The sequence below is a fragment of the Streptomyces sp. TOM-9 genome (assembly GCF_056858595.1).
The window spans coordinates 9,459,749-9,480,613 of sequence record NZ_JBXEQB010000001.1; the positions used below are offsets into that span (position 1 = coordinate 9,459,749).

Below are 20,865 nucleotides of genomic sequence, written 5' to 3' on the forward strand. Positions count from 1 at the left end.
CGTCCGTCCCACCGGGCCCGAGCCCGGGCGATCGCCGCTGGTTCAGGTCCGGTCGAAGCGCAGGCGATCGTCACCCGTCCGGCCCCGGCCGGAGCCGGGGCGAGCGCCAGCCGTCGGCCGGGACCGGTCCGGGGGAACGGCGGGACGGCGGCCCTCGGGTCCCTTACCCCTTGTGGCCGTTGCCGTGTCCGTTCGGGTGCAGGACCACCTTGGTCCAGCCCTCGTCACGGGCGTCGAAGTGCTCATAGGCGGTGGGGGCCTCGTCCAGACTGAGTTCGTGGGAGACGACGAAGCTCGGCTTTGCCTTCCCACCGGCGATCAGATCCCGCAGCGCCCGGTTGTACTTCTTCACCGGCGCTTGCCCCGTGCCCATGTGCTGGCCCTTGAACCACATCATGCCGAAGTCGATCGGGACCTTGCCCTGCGCCTCCAACTCCCCCTGGGCCTTGGCACCGCCGGGGTCCTGGGGCAGGAACACACCCACCACGCCGATGTCGCCCGTGAACCTGACCGAGTCGATCAGTCCGTTGAGTGTGAGGCTGGCGTCCTCGTGCCCCTTGGGGTCGTGTGCCTGATAGCCGACGCACTCACAGCCGTTGTCGGCGCCCAGACCGAGGGTGGCCTCCTTGACGACCTCCGCAGGCTCCTGCTCGGCGGTGTTGATCGGGAGGGCCCCGATCTCCTCCGCCTTGCGCAGCCGGTCGGGCTGGTGGTCGGCTACCCAGACACGGCCGGCGCCCTTGAGGAGGGCTGAGTAGGCCGCCATCAGCCCGACGGGACCGGCCCCGAAGACGATCGTCTGGTCGCCCGGTTTGACGTGGGCCATCTCGGTGGCGTGATAGCCGGTCGGGAAGATGTCGGCGAGCATCACATAGTCGGTCTGCCGGTCGGCGGCGTCCTCGCCCAGACGCAGCGCGTTGAAGTCGCCGTAGGGCACGCGCAGCAGTTCCGCCTGGCCGCCCTGGTAGGGGCCCATGTCAGCGAATCCGTACGCGGCTCCGGCGAGGGCCGGTTCCGGCTGCATGGTCAGGCAGTAGTTGGTCAGACCGCGCTCGCACTGCTTGCAGAAGCCGCAGGCGATGTTGAAGGGCAGGACCACGTACTGGCCGACCTGGACCTTGCGGACGGCCGAGCCGACCTCCACGACCTGACCCAGGTTTTCGTGTCCCAGGGTGCGGCCAGACTCGAACGAGGTGCGGCCCTCGTACATGTGCAGGTCCGAACCGCAGATGTTGGTAGAGGTGATCTTGACAATGATGTCGCAGGGGTGTTCGATCTTCGCGTCCGGTACGTCCTTCACTGTGACCGTTCGCGGGCCTTCATATACCGCTGCTTTCATGATGGCTTCCTTTGGTGCTGCGACATGAGCGCAGCACGGCGGGCACGGAGACGGCGCAAAGGGCCTGACTCCCGGGAGTTGGTGCGTTGGGGTCCGTGGCTCCGGCATCCCTCTGTGCGGCCGTTCACGCGGTTCAGATGGAACGGTGGTCCCACAGCCGGGCCGCGAGGCGGAGCCCCAGCGCTCCGGCGGCGTATCGTCCGAGTCCCCGTCGGCCCATGATGCGAAATAGCCACGCACCGATCGACCAGCGGAATCATCGGACCCGGACGACCCTCAACAAACAACGCATCTCCAACTCACGTTACCAGCTAGTCGCCATGGTCGTGATTGAGCATGAGGCGACGTTCCTGTTCGCGCTTGGAGTAGGCGGCTGCCCGGATCGCCTCGTCGCTCTCCAAGCCTGATCCCAGCGCGCCGCCCACGGTCGCGACCGAAGCGACGAACCATGACAACGTCAAGTATTCCGCGGCGTGCAGTGAGGTTCGTGTCACGGAAGCGAACACTTGTCCGTTGATGATGAACAGAGCCCACACCAGGTTGATGACGATCAGACCGCCGTAGCAGACGAGCACCCCGATACCCACGGTCATGACCGTCGAGGCGTTGTAGAGCCTCGCCCTCTGCCTCGCCTCCGGCGAGACATCTGCTGATCGATGCCACAGCTCCGCGTCGACGATCAGCCAGCCGATCATGAGCCCGACAGATCCGACCATGGCGATCACGAGGCGTGGCGCGCTCAGGTACTCGGCCAGGCTCCAGATGGTGGAGTTCACGGTGGCGACTGCTCCCGTGGCGAGTGCGGCCGCCAGGGCTTTCGACAAGCCCGGCACCAACCGCCACGGCCGGTTGGCGCGGACCATCCCGATGAGCACCCTCAGGTAACCGCGTGGCCCGCTTACGACGTACCGAAGATCAGCGGTCTCCTCCTCTTCGACCGGGCCCAGGTGAATAGGCGCGAGACGGCTGACGAAGGGCCCGAGCAGCGGCTGACTTTGCGGAGGTCCTCCAGTCCCGGTGGCCCGCGGACCCGCCAAGCCAAGCACGGCTTCTTCCACGGCCCGCCGGGCCCTCGTCTGTAGACGTAAGCCCCCCAACGGAGGAAGAGACAGCAGTGCCAAACCGTGTTCGTGACTCAGATCCACAACGAGCCTGCGCCCGTGTGATTGGAGCGGAAGGTCGGTGAGGGCCACGATGATGTCCCAATTCTCCGCTCTTCCGCGGTCCATGATCCGGCGCATCAAGGTGGGCGGGTCCTCGGTCCCTGCGGTGAAGGGCTCACTGACCACCTCGACGTCGAAACGTCGGCCCTGGCCCGACTTGTCGGCGAGCCGCCTGGGAAGTACCTGGGCCATGCGCTGCGCGATCTCCGTCGGCGCATCCGGATCCGCCAGGAGAGCCACGACCGTAACGCCCTGAGGCGACACCCGCATGATTGGGCCCTTCTCGTCGGCTGCCCCCGCGATCGCAAGTGCCCACAGGATGCCCCTGAGGTAACGTCGACGCCGTGTGACACGCTGGCCTCAGCCAGCAGGTGCAGGAGGTACAGCCAGATCTCCTCCGCCTTGCTCATCGGCATCACCTGCCTCTATGCCATGCTGTTCGTGCTCAGTCACTGCAGCGTTCCTGCTCACACTGGAGTCGTTGCGCCCGCTCGCCGGTCACCAGCGCGATGCTGGGCACTCCCTCTCCCTCGTCCGGTTCAGCCCGTCCATGGAAACCGTCGCCGTGGCGCTGGACGCCGGCTGGGAGGACGCCCGGGGGGCCCGGCCGCCTACGGATCGTCAAGCGGAGCGGACCAGATTTCCCGTCTTTCCCCGGTGCTCGTGCACGAGGCGGATCGCCATGGCACCCTCACCGGTCGCCGAGGCCACCCGCTTGACCGAGCCGCTCCTGACGTCGCCGGCGGCGAAGACCCCGGGAAGGGTGGTCTCCAGCAGCAACGGACCCCGGCCGAGCGAGTCCCACCGGGTCGGGTCGGCCGCAGGCTGGGCGTCGGCGCCGGTGAGGACGAAGCCCTTCTCGTCCAGGGCCAGCACGCCCCTGAGCCACTCCGTGTGCGGCCGGGCCCCGATGAACACGAACAGCGCCGCGACCCGCAGCTCCCGGCGCTCACCACTTGCGTTGTCCTCCACCATCAGCGACTCCAGCTTCTCCTCCCCAGAGGCACGCCGGACTTCGGTGTGGAGCAGCACCTCGATCTTCGGGTGCCGTTCCACCTGGTCCACCAGGTAGCGCGACATGTCCGCGTTGAGGTCACCGCCCCGGACGAGGAGGTGGACCCCGGACGTGTGGTTCGCGAGGAACAGCGCCGCCTGCCCGGCGGAGTTCCCGCCGCCGACCACGGCGACCGGATCCGCCTGGCAGAGACTGGCCTCGTGGACCGTCGCGGCGTAGTAGACGCTGATGCCCTCCAGGCGGTCGATGCCGGGCACCTCGAGCCGGCGGTACCAGACGCCCGAGGCGAGCACCACGGCGCCTGCCCGGGCTCGGGACCCGTCTGTGAAGGTGACGACGTACTTGTCGTCCTGCGGGGTGAGCCCGCTGACCTGGGCCGGCACCATGAGGCGGGCGCCGAACTTGTGGGCCTGGAGCACCGCGCGTTCGATGAGCTCGCCCCCGGAGATGCCCGACGGGAAGCCAAGGTAGTTCTCGATGCGCGACGAGGTACCGGCCTGGCCTCCGGTGGCCACGGCATCGACAGTGACCGTGGTGAGACCGTCGGAGGCACCGTACACGGCGGCGGCGAGTCCCGCGGGGCCCGCACCGACCACCATAACGTCACACCGCCCGGCCTCCGAGGAAGGGGCGGGCAGCCCGATGAGCCGGGCGAGTTCGGCGTTGCTCGGATTGCGCAGCACCCGCTCGCCCTTCCAGATGACCACCGGAGTCTCCTCGGGGCGGATGGAGAACCGGCGCAGCAGCGCCTCCGCCTCCTTGTCCTTCTCCAGATCCACCCACCGGTGGGGCAGCCGGTTGCGGGCGGCGAACTCACGCAGCCGCAGCGTGTCAGGTGAATAACACGACCCCAGGATCCGGAAGCCGGCGCCGAGGCCGATGAGCAGATACCGGCGGCCCAGGTAAGCGCGGAGGATCAGGTCGCCCAGGACGGGGTCGCGACCGACCAGGGAGCGTTGCCGCTCCACCGGCACGGCCAGGACCTCGCCCGCCTCGCGCACCACGGCGGTGTCGAACGCCCTCTGGCCCTCCAGCAACCCGAGTTCACCCAGGAATCTGCCGGGTCCGTGCACCGCCACCGTGCGCTCGTCTGGCCCGCCGAGGTCGTGGAGTACCTCTACGGTCCCGCTGAGGATCGCGAGGAACTCCCGGAACGGCTCGCCCTCGCGGTACAGCACCTGGCCCTCGGCGGTCCTTCGGCGCTCACCGTGCGCGGTCAGGTCCTCGAACTGTTCCGGCGTCAGGCGCGGGAACGCCCCGTATCGGTCCGGTGTCTCGTGGACCGCACTCTGCTTGTGCTCGGCCGCGCTCATCAGACCATGGCCTCGTGGACGTAGCACCAGCGCCAGTCCTCTCCCGGCTGGAAGGACTGCACGATGGGGTGACCGGCGGTGCCCGCGTGCCGCCTGGCGTGCTTGAGGGGCGAGGAGTCGCAGCAGCCGACGTGCCCGCAGGTGAGGCAGAGCCGCAAATGCACCCACGGGGAACGCTCCTTGAGACACTCCTCGCAGCCCTCCGGGGTACGCGGCGTCACTGGGTGCACCATCGCCAGGTGCGGGTCAGGAATCGTGGCCATCAGGGTTCTCCTTCCGTGGGTGGGACTGCTCAGCCGCGGCCGGCGATGCTCTCCACGCCCCTCCCATATCGAGCAGGACCAGGGGCGGGTCGATGCCGTTCTCCTGCCGGAACGTGTCGGCAGGATGGGCCGCCTGGCGCCGGTCGAAGCCCTCGCCCCAGGGGTGGCTGTAGCCCGCCGAGGACCTCACATCGACCGCGCCATCGCCGACGAGGTGGAGGCTGACGTCGAAGGGGCGGGCGCGGTGAACCGCCTCCGTCACTCGTTGCCCGCGTTGTCGGCGAGGTTTCGCAGCACCAGCGCGCTGATCCTCTCCGGCGTGCGCAACTTGTCGCGGACCTTGAACCGCGCGTTGCGGTGCCCGTCGGGGACGAAGTAGAAGCCGTCAGCCTCGGCCTTGTCGTGGAACTCGTCGAAGCATCGGCAGGTGAAACGCTTGGCGGACTAAACGGTCCCCTTGGGGTTGGGGATAGCCCGCTTGCAGCGAGCCGGCAGGCCAAGGGTTGGTCAGTGTCGGTGAAGGCGGCGACGACCGGCGGGGTGGCAAGGCTACCCGCAGAGTCGGGGATGACCGCGGCCTCCCCGCCCTGCCACGCGGCGACCGCAGAATTGGTCGTGCCGAGGTCGATTCCGACTGCTTTGGCCATAGGAGTCTTCATTCCTCGAAACTCCTGGAATGGTGGGTGGGCCCGCAGAGCCGTGCGCGCCAAACCGGGCACCAGTCCGGAGCAGGACGCGTCGAGACGCGCTTCCCGGGCCTCGGGGCGCTCCAACCGGTCCAGCGTCGCGGCGCCAGGGCTTTATGCGCTACGCGCACCCATCCAGCCTGTGGACTGTCGCCTCGCAGGGGCGCCCGTTGCCGACGAAATCGTGGCCGGGCGACGCAGGCGGTCTCATGGATGAGTTCGACGTGGACGCGGTGCTGCAGCGGGCTCGGGACCGACTGCGCTTTTGGCGATGTCGCAGACCGCTCTTGGCGGCACCCTGGACGTGGATCAGGTGATCGCCACTCACAGCAGGAGGTCGAAGACTGCTCGAGCCTCGTCCCAGTGCTGGGTCTGGGGGTTCTTCAGGTCGGGGTGGATGATCTTGAAGCTCTGGGCAAGGGCCAGGCTGAGTCCGCCGATGATGTCCGGATAAGCCGCCTCGGTCTCCTCGTCGGGCGTCCGGTCCAGCGCGGGGTGGGTGGCGAGCTGTTCGAGAATCGGCTTGATTTGTACTTCCTGGTCGATCTTCTGGAAGTGGTGAATGCTTTCCTGCAGGCCTTTTGTGATCGGCAGGTCACAGGTCCGGATGATGTCGCGCCCGTTGGCCTTGGCGGTGGCCTGGGCAACGGTCAGCAGATCGTAGAGCTTGGCGTCGACGAAGTCGCTGTAGCGCTTGAGATCGTTCTTGTCGACGTCCAGCCCCGCGGCTGCGCGGAAGAACCTTTCGAACCTGGCTATGGACATCACGGTCATGATGGCAACCTCCGACTGCGGGCGCCGGGGTGGCTCCCGGCCCCTGGGCTTCCCTCGCCAGCCTCGCCGACGGGGCACGTGAACGCATACGCTTGTCGGGACCAATCGGTCTCCCTGAATTGCCCTGCCAGGCCCAGGCGTCCGACTCCCCGGGTAGGCGGACAAGCGTGCGATCCGTCGATCCGGACGTACCTGCGGGTGGGATATTTTCGCTATCTTTGTTGTGTCGGTCTGCCTGGCCGGCCGGGTGAATTGGGCCCAGGCAGACGCAGGCCCTTCGTCCGCTGCAGGGCGCCCTAGTAGTGGGCCTCCGGTCTTCTCCTCATGTGTCAGGGAATCTCGGTCTGCCTGTGGGGCCGCTGTTCCGACGCCCAGGTCGCCACCTGCTGGGCGCGGGGTGCCCGACCGGAACGGCGGGCCGCGCGCCGGGGCGTCCTGCATCCCTGTTCATCGCCTTCCGTCTTCTTGCGCGCCGTGGCGCACCCTTGTTTCGCCGACGTGGCGTTCAAGACCCTCCAATACGGTATGCACGACTCGTCTGGTGCTGCCGTTGGCCCGATCCGCTCGTCCAGTCAACGGGGGATACCTTCCGTGCAAATCCCGGAGTCCCGGGGACTGCGGTCTCGTCGGCTTCCGCGGTGGTCGGCCCATCGTGTTCACTCTCCTGCAGTGGTTTGCCCGCCCGTCATCGCCTGCTCGACCCACGAGCGCAGGACGTGCGCGGGCGCCGCACCGGCCTGCCGGGCGACTGTCTCTCCGTGGTCCAGGACGAGCAGTGTCGGCACCGCCTGCACCTCGAATCGCCGGCTGACTCGTGGGTTCTTGTCGACGTCGACCTTGACGAGCTTGCTCCGTCCGGCGAGGTCCCGGCTGACCTGTTCGAGGGCGGGGCTGACCATGCGGCAGGGGCCGCACCAGGTGGCCCAGAGGTCGACGACGACGGGCTGGGTGGCGTTGTCGGCGACTTCGGCGAAGTCGTCGTCGCCCGCGTCGACGATCCAGGGCAGGGGCCGCTTGCAGTGGCCGCAGTTGGGGCGTCCTTCGGCAGCCACCGGAACCCGGTTGTCACGCCCACAGTTCGGGCAGGTCACGGTCGTCGTCCGGGTGGTGTTCACGCCGCTCTCGCTTCCCGGGCCCCCTCCGGCTGGTCGTAGGTGACAACCAGCTCTCCGTGCTCGGCGTCGACGCGCACCGTCGCGCCGTCCTGGACGTCGCCGCGCAGCAGGGCGCGCCCGACCAGCGTCTCGACCTCGTGGGAGATGTAACGACGCAGCGGCCGGGCGCCGTACACCGGGTCGTAGCCCTGGTGGGCAATCACCTCGCGGGCCGCGTCGGTGAGTTCGACCGCGATACGGCGCTCGGCGAGCCGCTGCCGCAACTCGTCGAACTGCAGCTCGACGATCCGCTCGATCTGCCGCTCACCGAGCGGCTTGAACAGCACGATGTCGTCGACGCGGTTGAGGAACTCCGGGCGGAAGTGCCCGCGCAGTTCGCCCATCACCAGGGCGCGGGCGTCCGGCTTGATCTCACCCTCGGCGGTGGCGCCGTCGAGGAGGTGCTCGGAGCCGATGTTGGACGTCATGATGATCACGGTGTTGCGGAAGTCGACGGTGCGGCCCTGAGCATCGGTGATGCGGCCGTCATCGAGGATTTGCAGCAGGGTGTTGAAGACATCGGTGTGCGCCTTCTCGATCTCGTCGAACAGCACAACCGAGTACGGCTTGCGGCGTACGGCCTCGGTGAGCTGGCCGCCTTCCTCGTAGCCGACGTATCCGGGCGGTGCGCCCATGAGCCGGCTGACAGTGTGCCGCTCCTGGTATTCACTCATGTCGAGGCGGACCATGTTCTCCTCGGAGTCGAACAGGGTCCGTGCGAGGGTCTTGGCCAGCTCGGTCTTCCCGACGCCGGTGGGGCCGAGGAAGATGAACGATCCAATGGGGCGGCGAGGGTCGCGGATGCCGGAGCGGGCTCGGATGATGGCGTCGGCGACGAGCTTGACGGCCTCGTCCTGGCCGATAACGCGCTCGCGCAGGATCTCGTCGAGGCGCAGCAGTTTTTCGCGTTCGCCCTCTTGGAGGCGGGCGACGGGAATGCCGGTCCAGGCGGCGACGATCTCGGCGATCTCCTCCTCGGTAACGACCTCGCGCAGCAGCCGATTCTGCCCTTGTTTGGCGGCCAGTTGCTCCTCCTCTGCGGCGAGTCGCCGCTCCAGGTCCTGGAGGCGGCCGTAGCGGAGTTCGGCGGCGCGGTTGAGGTCGTAGGCGCGTTCGGCCTCCTCTGCGTCGTGGCGGACCTGCTCCAGTTCCTGGCGCAGTTCCTGCACGCGCCGGATCGCCTGCCGTTCGGCCTCCCACTGGGCGTGTTTGGCGTCGGCCTCGCCGCGCAGGTCGGCCAGTTCCCTGCGCAGCTCCTCCAGGCGGGCTTTGCTGGCGGGGTCGGTCTCCTTGGACAGGGCCGCATCCTCGATCTCCAGGCGTGTGACGCGGCGGGTGATCTCGTCGAGTTCGGCGGGCATCGAGTCGATCTCGGTACGCAGCCGGGCGCACGCCTCGTCGACGAGGTCGATGGCCTTGTCGGGCAGGAATCGATCGGTGATGTAGCGGTGGCTGAGGGTGGCCGCGGAGACCAGCGCGGTGTCCTGGATCTTCACGCCGTGGAAAACCTCGAGACGTTCGCGCAGTCCGCGCAGGATGGAGATGGTGTCCTCCACGCTCGGCTCGTCGACCAGGACCTGCTGGAAGCGGCGCTCGAGGGCGGCGTCCTTCTCGATGTGCTTGCGGTACTCGTCGAGGGTGGTGGCGCCGATCATGTGGAGTTCGCCGCGGGCGAGCATCGGCTTGAGCATGTTGCCCGCGTCCATGGCCCCTTCGGCGGCCCCCGCGCCGACGACGGTGTGCAGTTCGTCGACGAAGAGCAAGATGCGCCCCTGGGCGGCCTTGACCTCGCTGAGCACGGCCTTGAGGCGTTCCTCGAACTCACCGCGGTACTTGGCGCCGGCGACCAGCGAACCCATGTCGAGGGCGAATACGATCTTGTCGCGGAGTCCTTCGGGCACGTCGCCGCGGACGATGCGCTGGGCGAGGCCCTCGACGATGGCGGTCTTTCCCACACCGGGGTCGCCGATGAGGACGGGGTTGTTCTTGGACTTGCGGCTGAGGATCTGGGTGACGCGGCGGATCTCGGCGTCCCGGCCGATGACCGGGTCGAGCCTGCCGTCCCTGGCCTCGGCGACGAGATCACGGCCGTACTTCTCCAGAGCCTCGTAGGCCACTTCGGGGTTGGCGGAGGTGACGCGCTGGTTGCCGCGGACCTGGGTGAGCGCGCTCAGGAACGAGTCCCTGGTGATGCCGGCCTGTTTGAGTAGTCGCCCGGCGGCGGTCGAAGAGCCCTCCTCAGCAAGGGCGAGCAGGAGGTGCTCCACGGACACGTACTCGTCCTTGAGGCGTTTGGCCTCCCGTTCGGCGGCATCGAGCAGGCGGGCGAGGCGCTGAGTGACGAACACCTGGCCGGGTGCCGCGCCGGGGCCGGTGACCCTCGGGCGGCGGGAGAGTTCCTCGCGCACAGCCGCGCGCAGTTCCTCCGGCTCGGTGCCGGCCCGTTGCAGCAACCGCGGGATCAGACCGTCCTCCTGATCGAGAAGTGCGAGCAGCAGGTGTTCCCCGTCGACCTCGGTCTGCCCCATGCGGACGGCCGCGGTCTGGGCCTCCTGGAGGGCCTCCTGGGACTTCTGGGTGAGACGGTTCATGTCCATGGGGGTGTTTCACTCCTCGTGCCGCGGCCGCGCAGGGCGGCTTCGAGCAGGCTGATGCGGTCGAGCAGGTCGAGCACCAGGCCGACGGATGCGTAGTTGAGGCAGAGTCCGGAGCGCAGCCGCTGGATACGGGCGAGGACCGCCGGGGCCGTGGGGTCGAATACCAGGCGCCCCGCGCTGTCGCGTTCGGCGTCGACCAGGCCGAGGGCGACGAACCGGCGGATCAGATCAGGGTGGAGGCCCGAGCGACGGGCCACCACGTCCAGGGAGAGCCTGGGGGCGGCCACGAGCGCGTATCGGACGGCCGTCGAGGCGGTGATGTCGGCGCCCGTTCGTACCGGACGGTCGCCCAGGCTGGCCCGGCCGATGCCTGCCGCTCCCGTGGGTCGGTCGTTCATCGCGTCCTCCTGGGGTCGAATGAGGAGGTGGCGGCGAGCTCCTCGAACAGTTCGCGCTCCCGGTCGCCGAGGGTGGGCGGCACCATGATGCGGAGTTCGGCGTACAGGTCGCCGTTCGCGCCGCGCGGGTTGGGCATGCCTTCGCCGCGCAGCCGCAGCCGTCGGCCGCTGGACGAGCCCGCGGGCACCGTGACCTTGGCCGTGCCACCGCCGGGGGTGGGCACCGGCACAGTTGCACCCAGGGCCGCCTCCCAGGGGGCGACCGGGACCTGGATGTGCACGTCGCGGCCGTCCAGCCGGAACCGGGGGTGGGGCTGGATACGCACCCGCAGGTACAGGTCGCCCGCGGGGGCGTCACCACTGCCCTGGCCGCCCTCGCCCACCAGCCGGATGCGCTGCCCGTCGGTGACGCCCGGCGGTACGTCGACCTCGTACCGCCGCGGCTGCCCGGTGGGACCGGCGAGCGTGACGGTGCGACGGCCTCCCTTGTACGCCTCCTCGACGGTGAGGGGCAGTTCGGCCTCCTGGTCCGCTCCGGGGACGCCGCCTCGGGCGGCGCCGGCTCCGAACATGGAGCCGAGCAGGTCTTCGATGTCGATGCCCTCCGCTCCGAAGCCAGTGGCGTACCGCACGCGGCGACCGCCCGCGCCCGTGGTCCTCCCATCGCGGAAGCCGGCGCCCGCTCCCGCCGCGACCCGCTCGTCGAAGTCCTCGGGGATCTTGCGGAAGTCCTCGCCGAAGCGGTCGTAACGGGTCCGGGTCTTCGGGTCCGACAGGACGCTGTAGGCCTCGTTGAGTTCCTTGAAGCGTTCCTCCGCCGCGGGGTCCTTGTTGACGTCGGGGTGGCTTTTGCGGGCGAGCTTGCGATATGCCTGCTGGATCTCGTCCTGGCTCGCGGTCCGTGACACGCCCAGCACCTCGTAGTAGTCCCTTGCCATCGCCGGTCACTCCCGCTTTGCGACGGTCACCGCTGCCGGCCTGAGTTGCCGCTCGCCGTCCCCGTAGCCGGGGCGCAGCACCTCGACGACCGTGCCCGGCTCCACGTCGGGGTCCTGGACGATGCCGATCACCTCGTGCCGCGCCGGGTCGAAGGCGACGCCGGTCTCCGCGTGCCGTGGGTAGCCGAGCAGTTCGAGGACGTTCACCGCCTGGTCTCGTACGGCTCGGATGCCCTCCACGATCGCGCCCGGGTCGGCGCCGGCGTGGGTCAGGGCGAGTTCGAGGTTGTCGATGACGGGCAAGAAGGCGGCGGCGGTGCGGGCCCGCTCGGCCGCCCGCTCCCGCTCCAGTTCCCTGGCGTGACGCTTGCGAAGGTTGTCGAGGTCGGCGAGCGCGCGCCGCCAGCGGTCCTCCAGATCCTGGATCGCGGTCGTGTACTCGTCCTCGGCAGGCGCGGGGCCGGCGGCGTCGGGCCCCGGTTCGTCGTTCGCCGCCTCCGGCCGGGGCGGCGGGCCAGGTTGCGGCAAATCCCCGCGCGCAGGGCGTACGGCGTTTTCCGGGACCGGTTCGACTGGATCCGACGGGGCCCGGTCGGGTTCCTGAGGGCGGCTGGGCATGGTGCGCCTCAGCCCTTGTCGAACTCGGCGTCGATGACATCGTCGCCACTGCCACCGCCACTCGTGGGACCACCGGTGGCGGCGTCCTGGCCGGGACTGCCCGTGGGAGCGGCGCCTTGATGGGCCGCCAGCCCGGCGAGCACCTGCTGGAGTTCGGAGGTGAGAGGCCGCACGCGCTCCACGCCCGCCTCCTCCTTGACCGCCGCCCGGGCGTCGGACACGAGCATCTCGGCGCGTGCCTTCTCGTGAGCCGGCGCCGCGTCGCCCAGTTCGGCCAGGCGCTTCTCGACCTGGTACGCGACGGCGTCGAGCTCATTGCGGGCGTCGACGGCCTCGCGCAGTGCCTGGTCCTGGCCCCGGTTGCTCTCGGCCTCCTGCACCATGCGTTCGACCTCACTGCGGTCCAGGTTGGAGCTCTCGCTGATGGTGATGCCCTGTTCCTTGCCCGTGTCCCGATCGCGGGCCTTGACGTTGAGGATGCCGTTGGCGTCGATGTCGAAGGTGACCTCGATCTGCGGTTCGCCCCGCGGAGCCGGCCGGATGTCGGTGAGCTGGAACCGGCCGAGCACGCGGTTGTCGGCCGCGGACTCGCGCTCGCCCTGGAGGACCACCACATCGACGGCCGGCTGGTTGTCCTCCGCAGTGGAGAAGGTCTCGCTGCGACGTACCGGGATCGTGGTGTTCCGCTCGATGATCTTCGTCATCACTCCACCGCGCGTCTCTACGCCCAGCGACAAGGGCGTGACGTCGAGCAGCAGGACGTCCTTGACCTCGCCCTTGAGGACCCCGGCCTGGATCGCGGCGCCCAAGGCCACGACCTCATCGGGGTTGACGCTCATATTGGGTTCCTTGCCGCCGGTCAGGCGGCGGACCAGAGCCTGGACCGCCGGGATACGCGTGGAGCCGCCTACGAGGATGACCTCGTCGAGGTCGCTCTCGCCGACCTTGGCGTCGGCCATTGCCTGCTGGACCGGCCCCAGGCAACGCTCCACCAGGTCGCCGGTGATCTGCTCGAACGTGGACCGCATGATCGAGTCGGTGAGGTGCTTGGGGCCCGAGGCGTCCGCTGTGATGAACGGCAGGCTGACCTGCGTCTGCGTCACCGAACTGAGCTCGGTCTTCGCCTTCTCCGCCGCCTCGAACAGTCGTTGCAGGGCCTGCGGGTCCTTGCGCAGGTCGATGCCGTTCTCCTTCTGGAAGTCGTCCGCGAGGTAGTCCACCAGACGCCGGTCGAAGTCGTCGCCGCCCAGGTGGCTGTCGCCGGCGGTGGAGCGCACTTCCACTACCCCGTCGCCGACGTCGAGGATGCTCACATCGAAGGTGCCGCCGCCCAGGTCGAAAACGAGGATGGTCTCGTGCTGCTTCTTGTCCATGCCGTACGCGAGGGCAGCCGCCGTCGGCTCGTTGATGATCCGCAGCACCTCCAGTCCTGCGATCCGTCCGGCGTCCTTGGTGGCGGTGCGCTGGGCGTCGTTGAAGTAGGCGGGCACCGTGATGACTGCCTCCGTGACTCGCTCCCCGAGCTGCTTGGAGGCGTCGTCGGCGAGTTTGCGCAGCACCTGTGCGCTGATCTCCTCAGGCGCGTAGAGCTTGTCGCGCACCTTGAAGCGGGCCGCTCCGCCGTCGCCCTCGACGACGTCGTAAGCCACTGCCCTGGCCTCGTCGGAGATCTCGTTGAAATGCCGGCCGATGAATCGCTTGGCCGAGTAAATGGTGCCCTTGGGGTTGAGGATCGCCTGGCGCCGGGCCAGCTGTCCCACGAGACGTTCCCCGGTGTCGGTGAAGGCGACCACGGACGGTGTCGTACGGCTGCCCTCGGTGTTGGGCACGACGGAAGGTTCACCACCCTCCCATACGGCGATCACCGAGTTCGTGGTGCCTAGGTCGATGCCCACTGCCTTGGCCATGAGGAACTCCTCCCGGTGCGGCGGCATGCGCCGGCACTGTGGATCTGATCGTTCAGGTATGGGTCACGACCGCACCGAAAATCAGGCCGTGGAGGGCGTCGAGCGGGGCGGAGACGAGGGGGGTCCACCCGGTCGCCGGCCGCAAAGCCAGCTGATCAGCGCATCGGGAAGGGCCGCGCTCGCCGCTTCGTGCCAGGCGGCCCTGTCGTAGTCCACACGGCCGATGACATGCTCGACGAGGCGGCCGTCGTGACCGATGATGGCCACCCTCTGTACGAAAGACCCCTGGTCCGAGACGCGATCGATGGCCCGTTCGGCTTCCTGGTACGTCTCGTAAGGGACGATCGGCCTACGTGGGTGCCCGGTCATTGCCCAGTCCTTCCTGCCGGGGGTACGGCAGCCCCCGACAGACCCAGACTCGCGAACCGAGCAGCGCTACGCCTGCACCCGGCAAGTCAAAGAACAGCAGAGCCCGTCGCTCCGTGAGCACAAGCCGGAGACTCCGGACATCTCGGGTAAGTTGGGGTGGGGGGTGTACGGGAAGCGTCGCCGTCATTTCTCGGCAGGCTCGGGGGGGGAAGGGTGTGATCCCATGGCCGGCAGCCGGCCGCACAACCTGTACCACCACCACTTCGACCAGGAGAGCAGCCCCACGCGGTGTAGCGGGCGGTACCCCACGGCCGCGCGGAGAGGCTCCCGCCCACGCGTTCCAACCCCAGCCGAGCATGCGCCCCACGAACTGACGGCGCTATCCCGAGCCCTATTCGACACTCGGGACGAAGGCGAGATCCTGCGGCTGGCCATGGACCGCATAGGCGCCGCAGGTCCATATAACGCCGAGGCCGGATACCTCAGGGTGGAAGGTGACCTGGTCCCGAGCCCGAGGAACGGGCAGATCCATGCCTTGGCCGTGGACCGGAAGGTGCGGGAGCTGGCCGGGCAAGACGGCCCTGTGACCGTACCCGACCGGCCCTGGGGCCAGGCCCTGGGGCTGCGCGGACATGAGGGACTCCTCGGCTACCTCGTGGTGACGTCCCGATCCCAGCCCACCGAGGCCGAGCGATCCCTACTCGCCACGCTGGTCCGGCACACCGCTGCTGCTTTGTCAGTCGCCTTCGCACGCCGCTGCCACCGCGAGGACGCGTTGGAGCTTCACCGGCTCAGGGAGGAACGGACAGCCCTCCAGCGGCAGCTGATTTCCGTCGTGGCCGAGCTGGGGTGGCAGCGGGCCGTACACGCGATCATGACCGAGGTTGCTGGCTCGGGCGGCGGCGAGGAAGCCATCACCCGCGCTCTCCACGGGCTCACTGGACTTCCCGCGCTGGTCGAGGACCGCTTCGGTCGGCTGAGGTCCTGGAGCGGCCCGAGCCGCCCTGACCCCTATCCGGAACCGGACCCCGCGCGCCAGGACGAAATGCTGTACGCCGTCGCCCGGGAGGCCGGGCCGGTGCGGATCAAGGATCGGCTGATCACCCTGGTCCGCCCCCACGGAGAGATCCTGGGCGTGCTGGCCCTGGTCGACGCCCGGGACGAGGCCGACGAGCACACTGTGCTCGCGCTGGAGCACGCCGCCACGTCGCTCGCCCCGGAGCTGGCGCACCTGCGTCACCTGGCCGAAGTGGAGCTAAGGCTGCACCGCGAGCTGGCCGACGATCTCCTGGCCGGGACGGACGAGGCGAGCGCCTACGCCCGGTCCGAGGCAGTCGGACACGACCTGCACCGCAGCCACTACATCGTCGTGGTGCAGTGGTCGAACAGGACTGCAGACGCCCACTTCGCACAAACCGTGGGCCGGGCGGCCTCTGCCGCGGGCATGCGCGCGCTGCTGACCCGACGTTCCGGCCACGTGGTCCTACTCGCCGACGACAGACCGCACGCCCGGGCTTTGTACGAGGCGCTTGCCAGGGAGATCGGGTCACGGGCCGGGGCTATCGGGGTGAGCGCCCCGTGCAACTCCCCGGACGACATCCCCCACCGCTACCAGGAGGCGCAGCGCGCCCTGGAAGTGCGCAGCCACTCCCGCGAGCGTTACGGCACGACGTTTTTCGACGAGCTTGGCCTCTACCGCATCCTGGGACCTGGCAACGATATCCGGGAACTAGAGACATTCGTCCACGAGTGGCTCGGGCAGCTCATCGACTACGACTCCCGGCACCATACAGCCATGGTGGAGACCCTATCCCGGTACTTCGACTGCGGGGGCAACTACGACGACACCGCCGAATCCCTCGCGATCCACCGCAGCACGTTGCGCTATCGGCTCCAGCGCATCCGCGACATCAGCGGCAACAACCTCGCGAACGTCGAGGACCGGCTCAACCTCCAGGTGGCGACCCGAGTGTGGAAGATCGTGCTGGGCGGAGCCGAGTAGTAGTGGCCGTCTCAGTTTGAGACCCTCACTCCGGCGCCGGGCAAACATCTGGATAAGGTGGGAAACCGTACACCACTTCCAGGGCCCGGCAGCGTGCAAATCGTCCAGTTGTTGCCGGATGGTTCCCGGGCGCCGCGCCTGGAAGATCTGGACACCGGCAACGGCCCTGACCTCAAAGTCTGGATCACGGACGCGACAGTGAAGCCGGGCAAGGACGGACGGGACGTTTTCGACGACGGAGCCTTTCTCAGCCTCGGCAAGCTCAAGGGCAACAAAGGCAGCCACAACTGCCCGCTGCCGCCGAGATCTCGAGAAGTACACGAGCGTGCGTATCTGGTGCGATCGGTTCAACGTATCCTTCGGCGCTGCCGAACTGCGGAAACCCGCGTCTCGCCCTGAATCGAGGCGCGCCCCTGGCCTGGCGTCGGCTGGCCGGGGGCGACGCTGCCAGGCGGCCCCCGTCGGTCCCGTCACCTCTCGTCGAGCTGCGCCGCGGTCCGCGCATTGGCCGTTCCGTCGGGGCCGGGCTGCCGGCGCTGGGGTTCGAGGCGGCGGGGTGTCGAGCCAAGCTGAAGCGCGACGATGATCGTGGCGAGGACCGCGAGAGCGGTCGCGATGAGGAACGACAGGCGGTAGCCGTCCACCGGGGAGCCGCTGTGGCCGGTGGCGGCCGCGGCGACGGTGGCGAGGACCGCAAGGCCGACAGCGGCGCCGGTCTGCTGGCTGGTGGTGAACAGCGCCCCGGCCAGCCCCTGCTCGCCGGCCCGGACACCGTTGGTGATCGCGATCGAGGCGGTCGGCAGGGCGAGCCCGACCCCTACCGCGGTCAGCACCATGCCGGGCAGTACGGCCGCCGGGTAGCCGGCCCCGGCGGTGATCTGGGCGAGCCACAGCTGCCCGGCTCCCATGCAGGCCAGCCCGGCGAGCAGCAGGGCCCTGACGCTGAACCGGGCCGTCAGCCAGCGTGTGCCGAAGGTGGAGACCAGCACGACGGTGCCGGTCGACGGGACCAGTGCCAGTCCGGTCGCCACCGGGCTGAATTCCAGCACCCTCTGCAGGTAGAGCGACGCGAAGTATACGTAGCCGGCCAGGATGGCGCCGATCAGCAGCATGGCAGCGATCGCGGCCCGCCGGGCCGGCTCCGCCAAGATCGGCAGGGGCAGCATCGGGGTCGCCGATCGCTTTTCGACGACCACGAAGCCCGTGGTCAGCAGCACCGCGAAGGCGAGAGCGACGAGGGTGGCGGGCGTGGTGAAGCCGTGCTGCTGCCCGCTGCTCAGGCCGAAGATCAGCGCCGCGATGCCCGTGGTCACTAGCAGTGCCCCGCGCACGTCGAGGCTGCCGCCACCGGACCGCTTCCCGGCCGGCAGGTGCGGGACCAGCGCGAGGATGACGGCGATGACCGGCAGGTTGATCAGAAAGACAGCCCGCCAGCCGAAGTACTGGGTGAGTAGCCCGCCCGCCACGATCCCGGCGGTCGCGCCCGCCGCGGTGGTGGCCTGCCAGATCGCCAGCGCCCGGTGGCGCGCTGCCCCTTCCGCACTGGTCGTCGTCAGCAGCGACAGCGCGGCCGGGGAGACCATCGCCCCGGCCGCGCCCTGCACGATCCGGGCGGCGATCAGCATGATCGGCCACTGCGCCAGACCGCAGGCCAGCGAAGCGATCCCGAACAGGGCCAGGCCGACGGTCAGCACCTGCCGTCGGCCGAGCAGGTCCGCCAGGCGGCCGCCCGCCAGCAGCAACGACCCGAAGGACAGCGCGTAACCGGTGACGATCCACTGCAACTGCGCTGCAGGCATGCCCAGCTCCCACTGAACCGACGGCAGCGCCACGTTTACGATGCTGAAGTCCAGTTGCAGCACGAACTGGGCGGCGCAGATCAGTGTGATGACGAACGCGGCCCGCTGCGATCCGCTTCGGGCGGGCTGAGGCGCGGCGTGCTTCGCCGAGTGGTCCGGCATGGGTGAATCCCCTGTCCTTGATGGTGTTCCTTACCGGTTCGACGGTGTCAACCACGCAGGTCGGAACCTCGATGGCGATCCGGCGGCAGCGTGCCGAGATAGGCTGCATCTGTCCGACAGATGGAACTGTCCAGATGCACTGCAATGCAGGCCTGGAGGTGGCGGCCGATGGAACTCCGACAGCTACGGCACTTTCTGGCGTTGGTCGATGAGCGCAGCGTCACCCGCGCCGCAAAGCGGGAGCTCATCGTTCAGTCGGGCCTGTCGAACTCGCTCCAGGCCCTCGAACGCGAACTCGGCACGCCCCTCTATGTCCGCGGGACCCGGCCGGTCCGGCTCACCGCGGCCGGTGAAGCCCTGGTCGGCCCGGCACGCCGGACCGTGATCAGCGCCGCGCAGGCGGAAGAGGCCGTGCATCACACCCGTGACGTGCTCATCGGCACCCTGCGTCTGGGCGTCGGGCTTTCCGCCCAGCATCTGGTGCCGTTCGCCTCCTACCTCGGCGAGTTCACCCGCGATCACCCCGGTATCGACCTGCGCCTCCAGTACGGGCCCGCGCTGACGATGATCTCGATGGTCGGGACCGGTGAGCTGGACTGTGTGATCGGACCCGCGGTCGGCCGGGTCCCCGGCATCCGGATGACCGGCCTCGCGCGGGAGCCGCTGCGCCTCGTCTGCCGTGCCGATCACCGCCTGGCGGAGCGGTCCGACGTCACCATCGCGGAACTGGCCGACGAGCGGTTCGTCGAGGTGCCCCCGCGGTGGACGGCCCGCCTTCTCAGTGACGCCGCGTTCGCCACCGAGGGGATCCAGCGCCGGGTCGTCTGTGAGGTCGGCGACTGGGAACTGTTCCTCGAACTGGTCGGCGCGGGCGTCGGCATCGGCTTCGCTCCGACCGGCCTGCAGTACCCGGTGCTGACCGACCCGGACAGCGTCCTGCGGTTCGTCGAGGTCGAGGGCTTGCGTCTGGAGCGGCACATCCACCTGATGCTGCCCCCGGCGGGCGAGACCAGCCCGGCAGCGGCGCGGTTCGCCGATCAGCTGCTGCGCGTCTGCTCGACGGGCGGCTGACTCGCCGCCCATCGGCGACCGGGGCCCTGCCGACCCGGAGCGGCGCGGCTGCGGAGGCGCCCGCGCTGCCACCATCTGATCGTCAGATGGACTCCATCTGGGGCAAGCACGACGCATGCGACATCAGCGGCGATGGAGGCGCGGTTGCATGGGGGTGAAGCTTTCACGCCGACCGCGGCTGGACGGCGGCCAAGAAGCGCCGCTCCGGAAGATCCGCCACACGGTCTGCGCCGGCACAGTCCATGAGAAGAAGAAGGAGGTCACTGAGGTGAACCTCACTGACCACGCCGGAGTCCGGCTCATACACGGCAAGCCCAAGGTCAATGGTGTGGAGATCCACTACGCGATCGGCGGCACCGGCGAGCCGGTGTTCCTGGTGCACGGCGTGCCGAAGACCATGGCCTACTGGCGTCACGTTGTACCGCTGCTGACCCCGCACTACACCGTCATCGTGCTCGACAACCGGGGTGCCGGCAGCTCCCAGCGCCCCCTGTGCGGCTACGACACCTCCACGATGGCCACCGACGTCGCCGCACTCGCCACCCACCTCGGCTTCGACCGGTTCCGCGTCGCCGGCGAAGACTGGGGCGCGGCCATCGCCTATGCCGTCGCCGCCTTTCACCGGCCCCGGGTGCGGCAACTGGTCTTCCAGGAAACGCTCCTGCCGGGACTTCCGGTCGGCCCGGGAATGCCGGGCGGCGGCCCCGACCCCTCGCTCGCCCCTGACGACGGCCGCACCGGCTGGCACTTCAGCTTCTTCAGCCTGCCGCACATCCCCGAACTGCTGCTGGCCGGACGGGAACGGCCCTTCTGGACGTACTACGCCCGCCGCCAGATGTGGGACCCCAGCGCGCTGGCCGAGGAAGACGTCAACGAGATCGTGCACTCGGCCGAGCAGCCGGGCGGCACCAGGGCCATCCTGGAGATGTACCGCGCCCGGCAGACCGACGCCGAACAGAACCGCCCGCATTACGCCGACCCGCTCAGCTGCCCGGTCCTGGCCGTCGGAGCCGAGGAATACCTCGGGGAAGCGGTAGCACAACAGATGGCGCAAGTGGCCGACGACGTCCACGGCGTCGTCATCCCCGCGGCCGGTCACAACGTCGCGCTGGAGAACCCGACCGCTCTGGCCCAGGCCTACCTCGACTTCTTCGCAGCCGGCTGAGGTCCGGCACCGTCCCGTGCGGCGGCCGCAGACCACACGCGCACCGAATGGGAGCCCTTCGACCCGGTTCGCCACCGCCAGTACATCCGCGACCGGCTCCCCGATCCCTAACCCGCGCACAGGCAGGAACCG

The 20,865-nt window shown here is 69.1% G+C and carries 16 protein-coding genes and 2 pseudogenes; 4 read left to right on the top strand and 14 right to left on the bottom strand.

Annotated features, from left to right (window positions below; genetic code table 11):
• Nucleotides 1-163: 163 nt before the first annotated feature.
• From AC1VWI_RS43140 to AC1VWI_RS43200, 13 genes and pseudogenes are all read right to left on the bottom strand, one after another.
• The gene (locus tag AC1VWI_RS43140) at nt 164-1,339 is read right to left on the bottom strand and encodes a glutathione-independent formaldehyde dehydrogenase (RefSeq protein WP_499516495.1); all 1,176 of its coding nucleotides are present in this window, start codon (nt 1,337-1,339) and stop codon (nt 164-166) included.
• 311 nt (nt 1,340-1,650) lie between these two features.
• Entirely contained in the window at nt 1,651-2,772 is a 1,122-nt protein-coding gene (locus tag AC1VWI_RS43145) for a hypothetical protein (protein WP_499516496.1), read from the bottom strand.
• A 351-nt stretch (nt 2,773-3,123) separates the two neighbouring features.
• Nucleotides 3,124-4,830: an FAD-dependent oxidoreductase gene (locus tag AC1VWI_RS43150; RefSeq protein WP_499516497.1), complete on the bottom strand. Its 1,707-nt coding sequence runs from the start codon at nt 4,828-4,830 to the stop codon at nt 3,124-3,126.
• On the bottom strand, nt 4,830-5,093 hold the full coding sequence (locus AC1VWI_RS43155) for a UBP-type zinc finger domain-containing protein (protein WP_499516498.1): 264 nt from the start codon (nt 5,091-5,093) through the stop codon (nt 4,830-4,832). Before AC1VWI_RS43155 ends, AC1VWI_RS43150 begins: the two co-directional genes overlap by 1 nt.
• Before the next feature lie 88 nt (nt 5,094-5,181).
• Nucleotides 5,182-5,740, bottom strand: a pseudogene (locus tag AC1VWI_RS43160) (Hsp70 family protein); the annotation flags it as partial.
• Between the two features lie 363 nt (nt 5,741-6,103).
• Nucleotides 6,104-6,553 (bottom strand): DUF1931 family protein, encoded by a 450-nt coding sequence (locus AC1VWI_RS43165; RefSeq protein ID WP_499516499.1) that lies wholly within the window; start codon nt 6,551-6,553, stop codon nt 6,104-6,106.
• 656 nt (nt 6,554-7,209) lie between these two features.
• The gene (gene trxA / locus AC1VWI_RS43170) at nt 7,210-7,668 is read right to left on the bottom strand and encodes a thioredoxin (RefSeq protein ID WP_499516500.1); all 459 of its coding nucleotides are present in this window, start codon (nt 7,666-7,668) and stop codon (nt 7,210-7,212) included.
• On the bottom strand, nt 7,665-10,304 hold the full coding sequence (gene clpB, locus AC1VWI_RS43175; RefSeq protein ID WP_499516501.1) for an ATP-dependent chaperone ClpB: 2,640 nt from the start codon (nt 10,302-10,304) through the stop codon (nt 7,665-7,667). The genes trxA and clpB overlap by 4 nt, the downstream gene beginning before the upstream one ends.
• Nucleotides 10,295-10,702, bottom strand: a complete 408-nt coding sequence (locus AC1VWI_RS43180; RefSeq protein WP_499516502.1) for a chaperone modulator CbpM — start codon at nt 10,700-10,702, stop codon at nt 10,295-10,297. The genes clpB and AC1VWI_RS43180 overlap by 10 nt, the downstream gene beginning before the upstream one ends.
• On the bottom strand, nt 10,699-11,640 hold the full coding sequence (locus tag AC1VWI_RS43185; RefSeq protein ID WP_499516503.1) for a DnaJ C-terminal domain-containing protein: 942 nt from the start codon (nt 11,638-11,640) through the stop codon (nt 10,699-10,701). Before AC1VWI_RS43185 ends, AC1VWI_RS43180 begins: the two co-directional genes overlap by 4 nt.
• A gap of 6 nt (nt 11,641-11,646) precedes the next feature.
• The gene (locus tag AC1VWI_RS43190; RefSeq protein WP_499516504.1) at nt 11,647-12,258 is read right to left on the bottom strand and encodes a nucleotide exchange factor GrpE; all 612 of its coding nucleotides are present in this window, start codon (nt 12,256-12,258) and stop codon (nt 11,647-11,649) included.
• An 8-nt stretch (nt 12,259-12,266) separates the two neighbouring features.
• Nucleotides 12,267-14,165, bottom strand: coding sequence for a molecular chaperone DnaK (dnaK, locus tag AC1VWI_RS43195; protein ID WP_499516505.1), 1,899 nt, complete (start codon nt 14,163-14,165; stop codon nt 12,267-12,269).
• Between the two features lie 81 nt (nt 14,166-14,246).
• Nucleotides 14,247-14,534 (bottom strand): general stress protein, encoded by a 288-nt coding sequence (locus AC1VWI_RS43200; RefSeq protein WP_499516506.1) that lies wholly within the window; start codon nt 14,532-14,534, stop codon nt 14,247-14,249.
• Between the two features lie 223 nt (nt 14,535-14,757).
• On the opposite strand from AC1VWI_RS43200, the gene AC1VWI_RS43205 reads away from it, so the two are divergent.
• Entirely contained in the window at nt 14,758-16,536 is a 1,779-nt protein-coding gene (locus AC1VWI_RS43205) for a PucR family transcriptional regulator (RefSeq protein WP_499516507.1), read from the top strand.
• 87 nt (nt 16,537-16,623) lie between these two features.
• Nucleotides 16,624-16,918: pseudogene (locus AC1VWI_RS43210) on the top strand (DM13 domain-containing protein); the annotation flags it as partial.
• An 88-nt stretch (nt 16,919-17,006) separates the two neighbouring features.
• On the opposite strand, the gene AC1VWI_RS43215 reads toward AC1VWI_RS43210, so the two are convergent.
• Complete coding sequence (locus AC1VWI_RS43215; protein ID WP_499516508.1) at nt 17,007-18,497, bottom strand: MFS transporter; 1,491 nt, start codon at nt 18,495-18,497, stop codon at nt 17,007-17,009.
• A gap of 168 nt (nt 18,498-18,665) precedes the next feature.
• Here AC1VWI_RS43215 and AC1VWI_RS43220 point away from each other — a divergent pair, with 168 nt between their 5' ends.
• On the top strand, nt 18,666-19,568 hold the full coding sequence (locus AC1VWI_RS43220; protein WP_499516509.1) for a LysR family transcriptional regulator: 903 nt from the start codon (nt 18,666-18,668) through the stop codon (nt 19,566-19,568).
• 268 nt (nt 19,569-19,836) lie between these two features.
• Nucleotides 19,837-20,733 (top strand): alpha/beta fold hydrolase, encoded by an 897-nt coding sequence (locus tag AC1VWI_RS43225; protein ID WP_499516510.1) that lies wholly within the window; start codon nt 19,837-19,839, stop codon nt 20,731-20,733.
• Nucleotides 20,734-20,865: the final 132 nt, after the last annotated feature.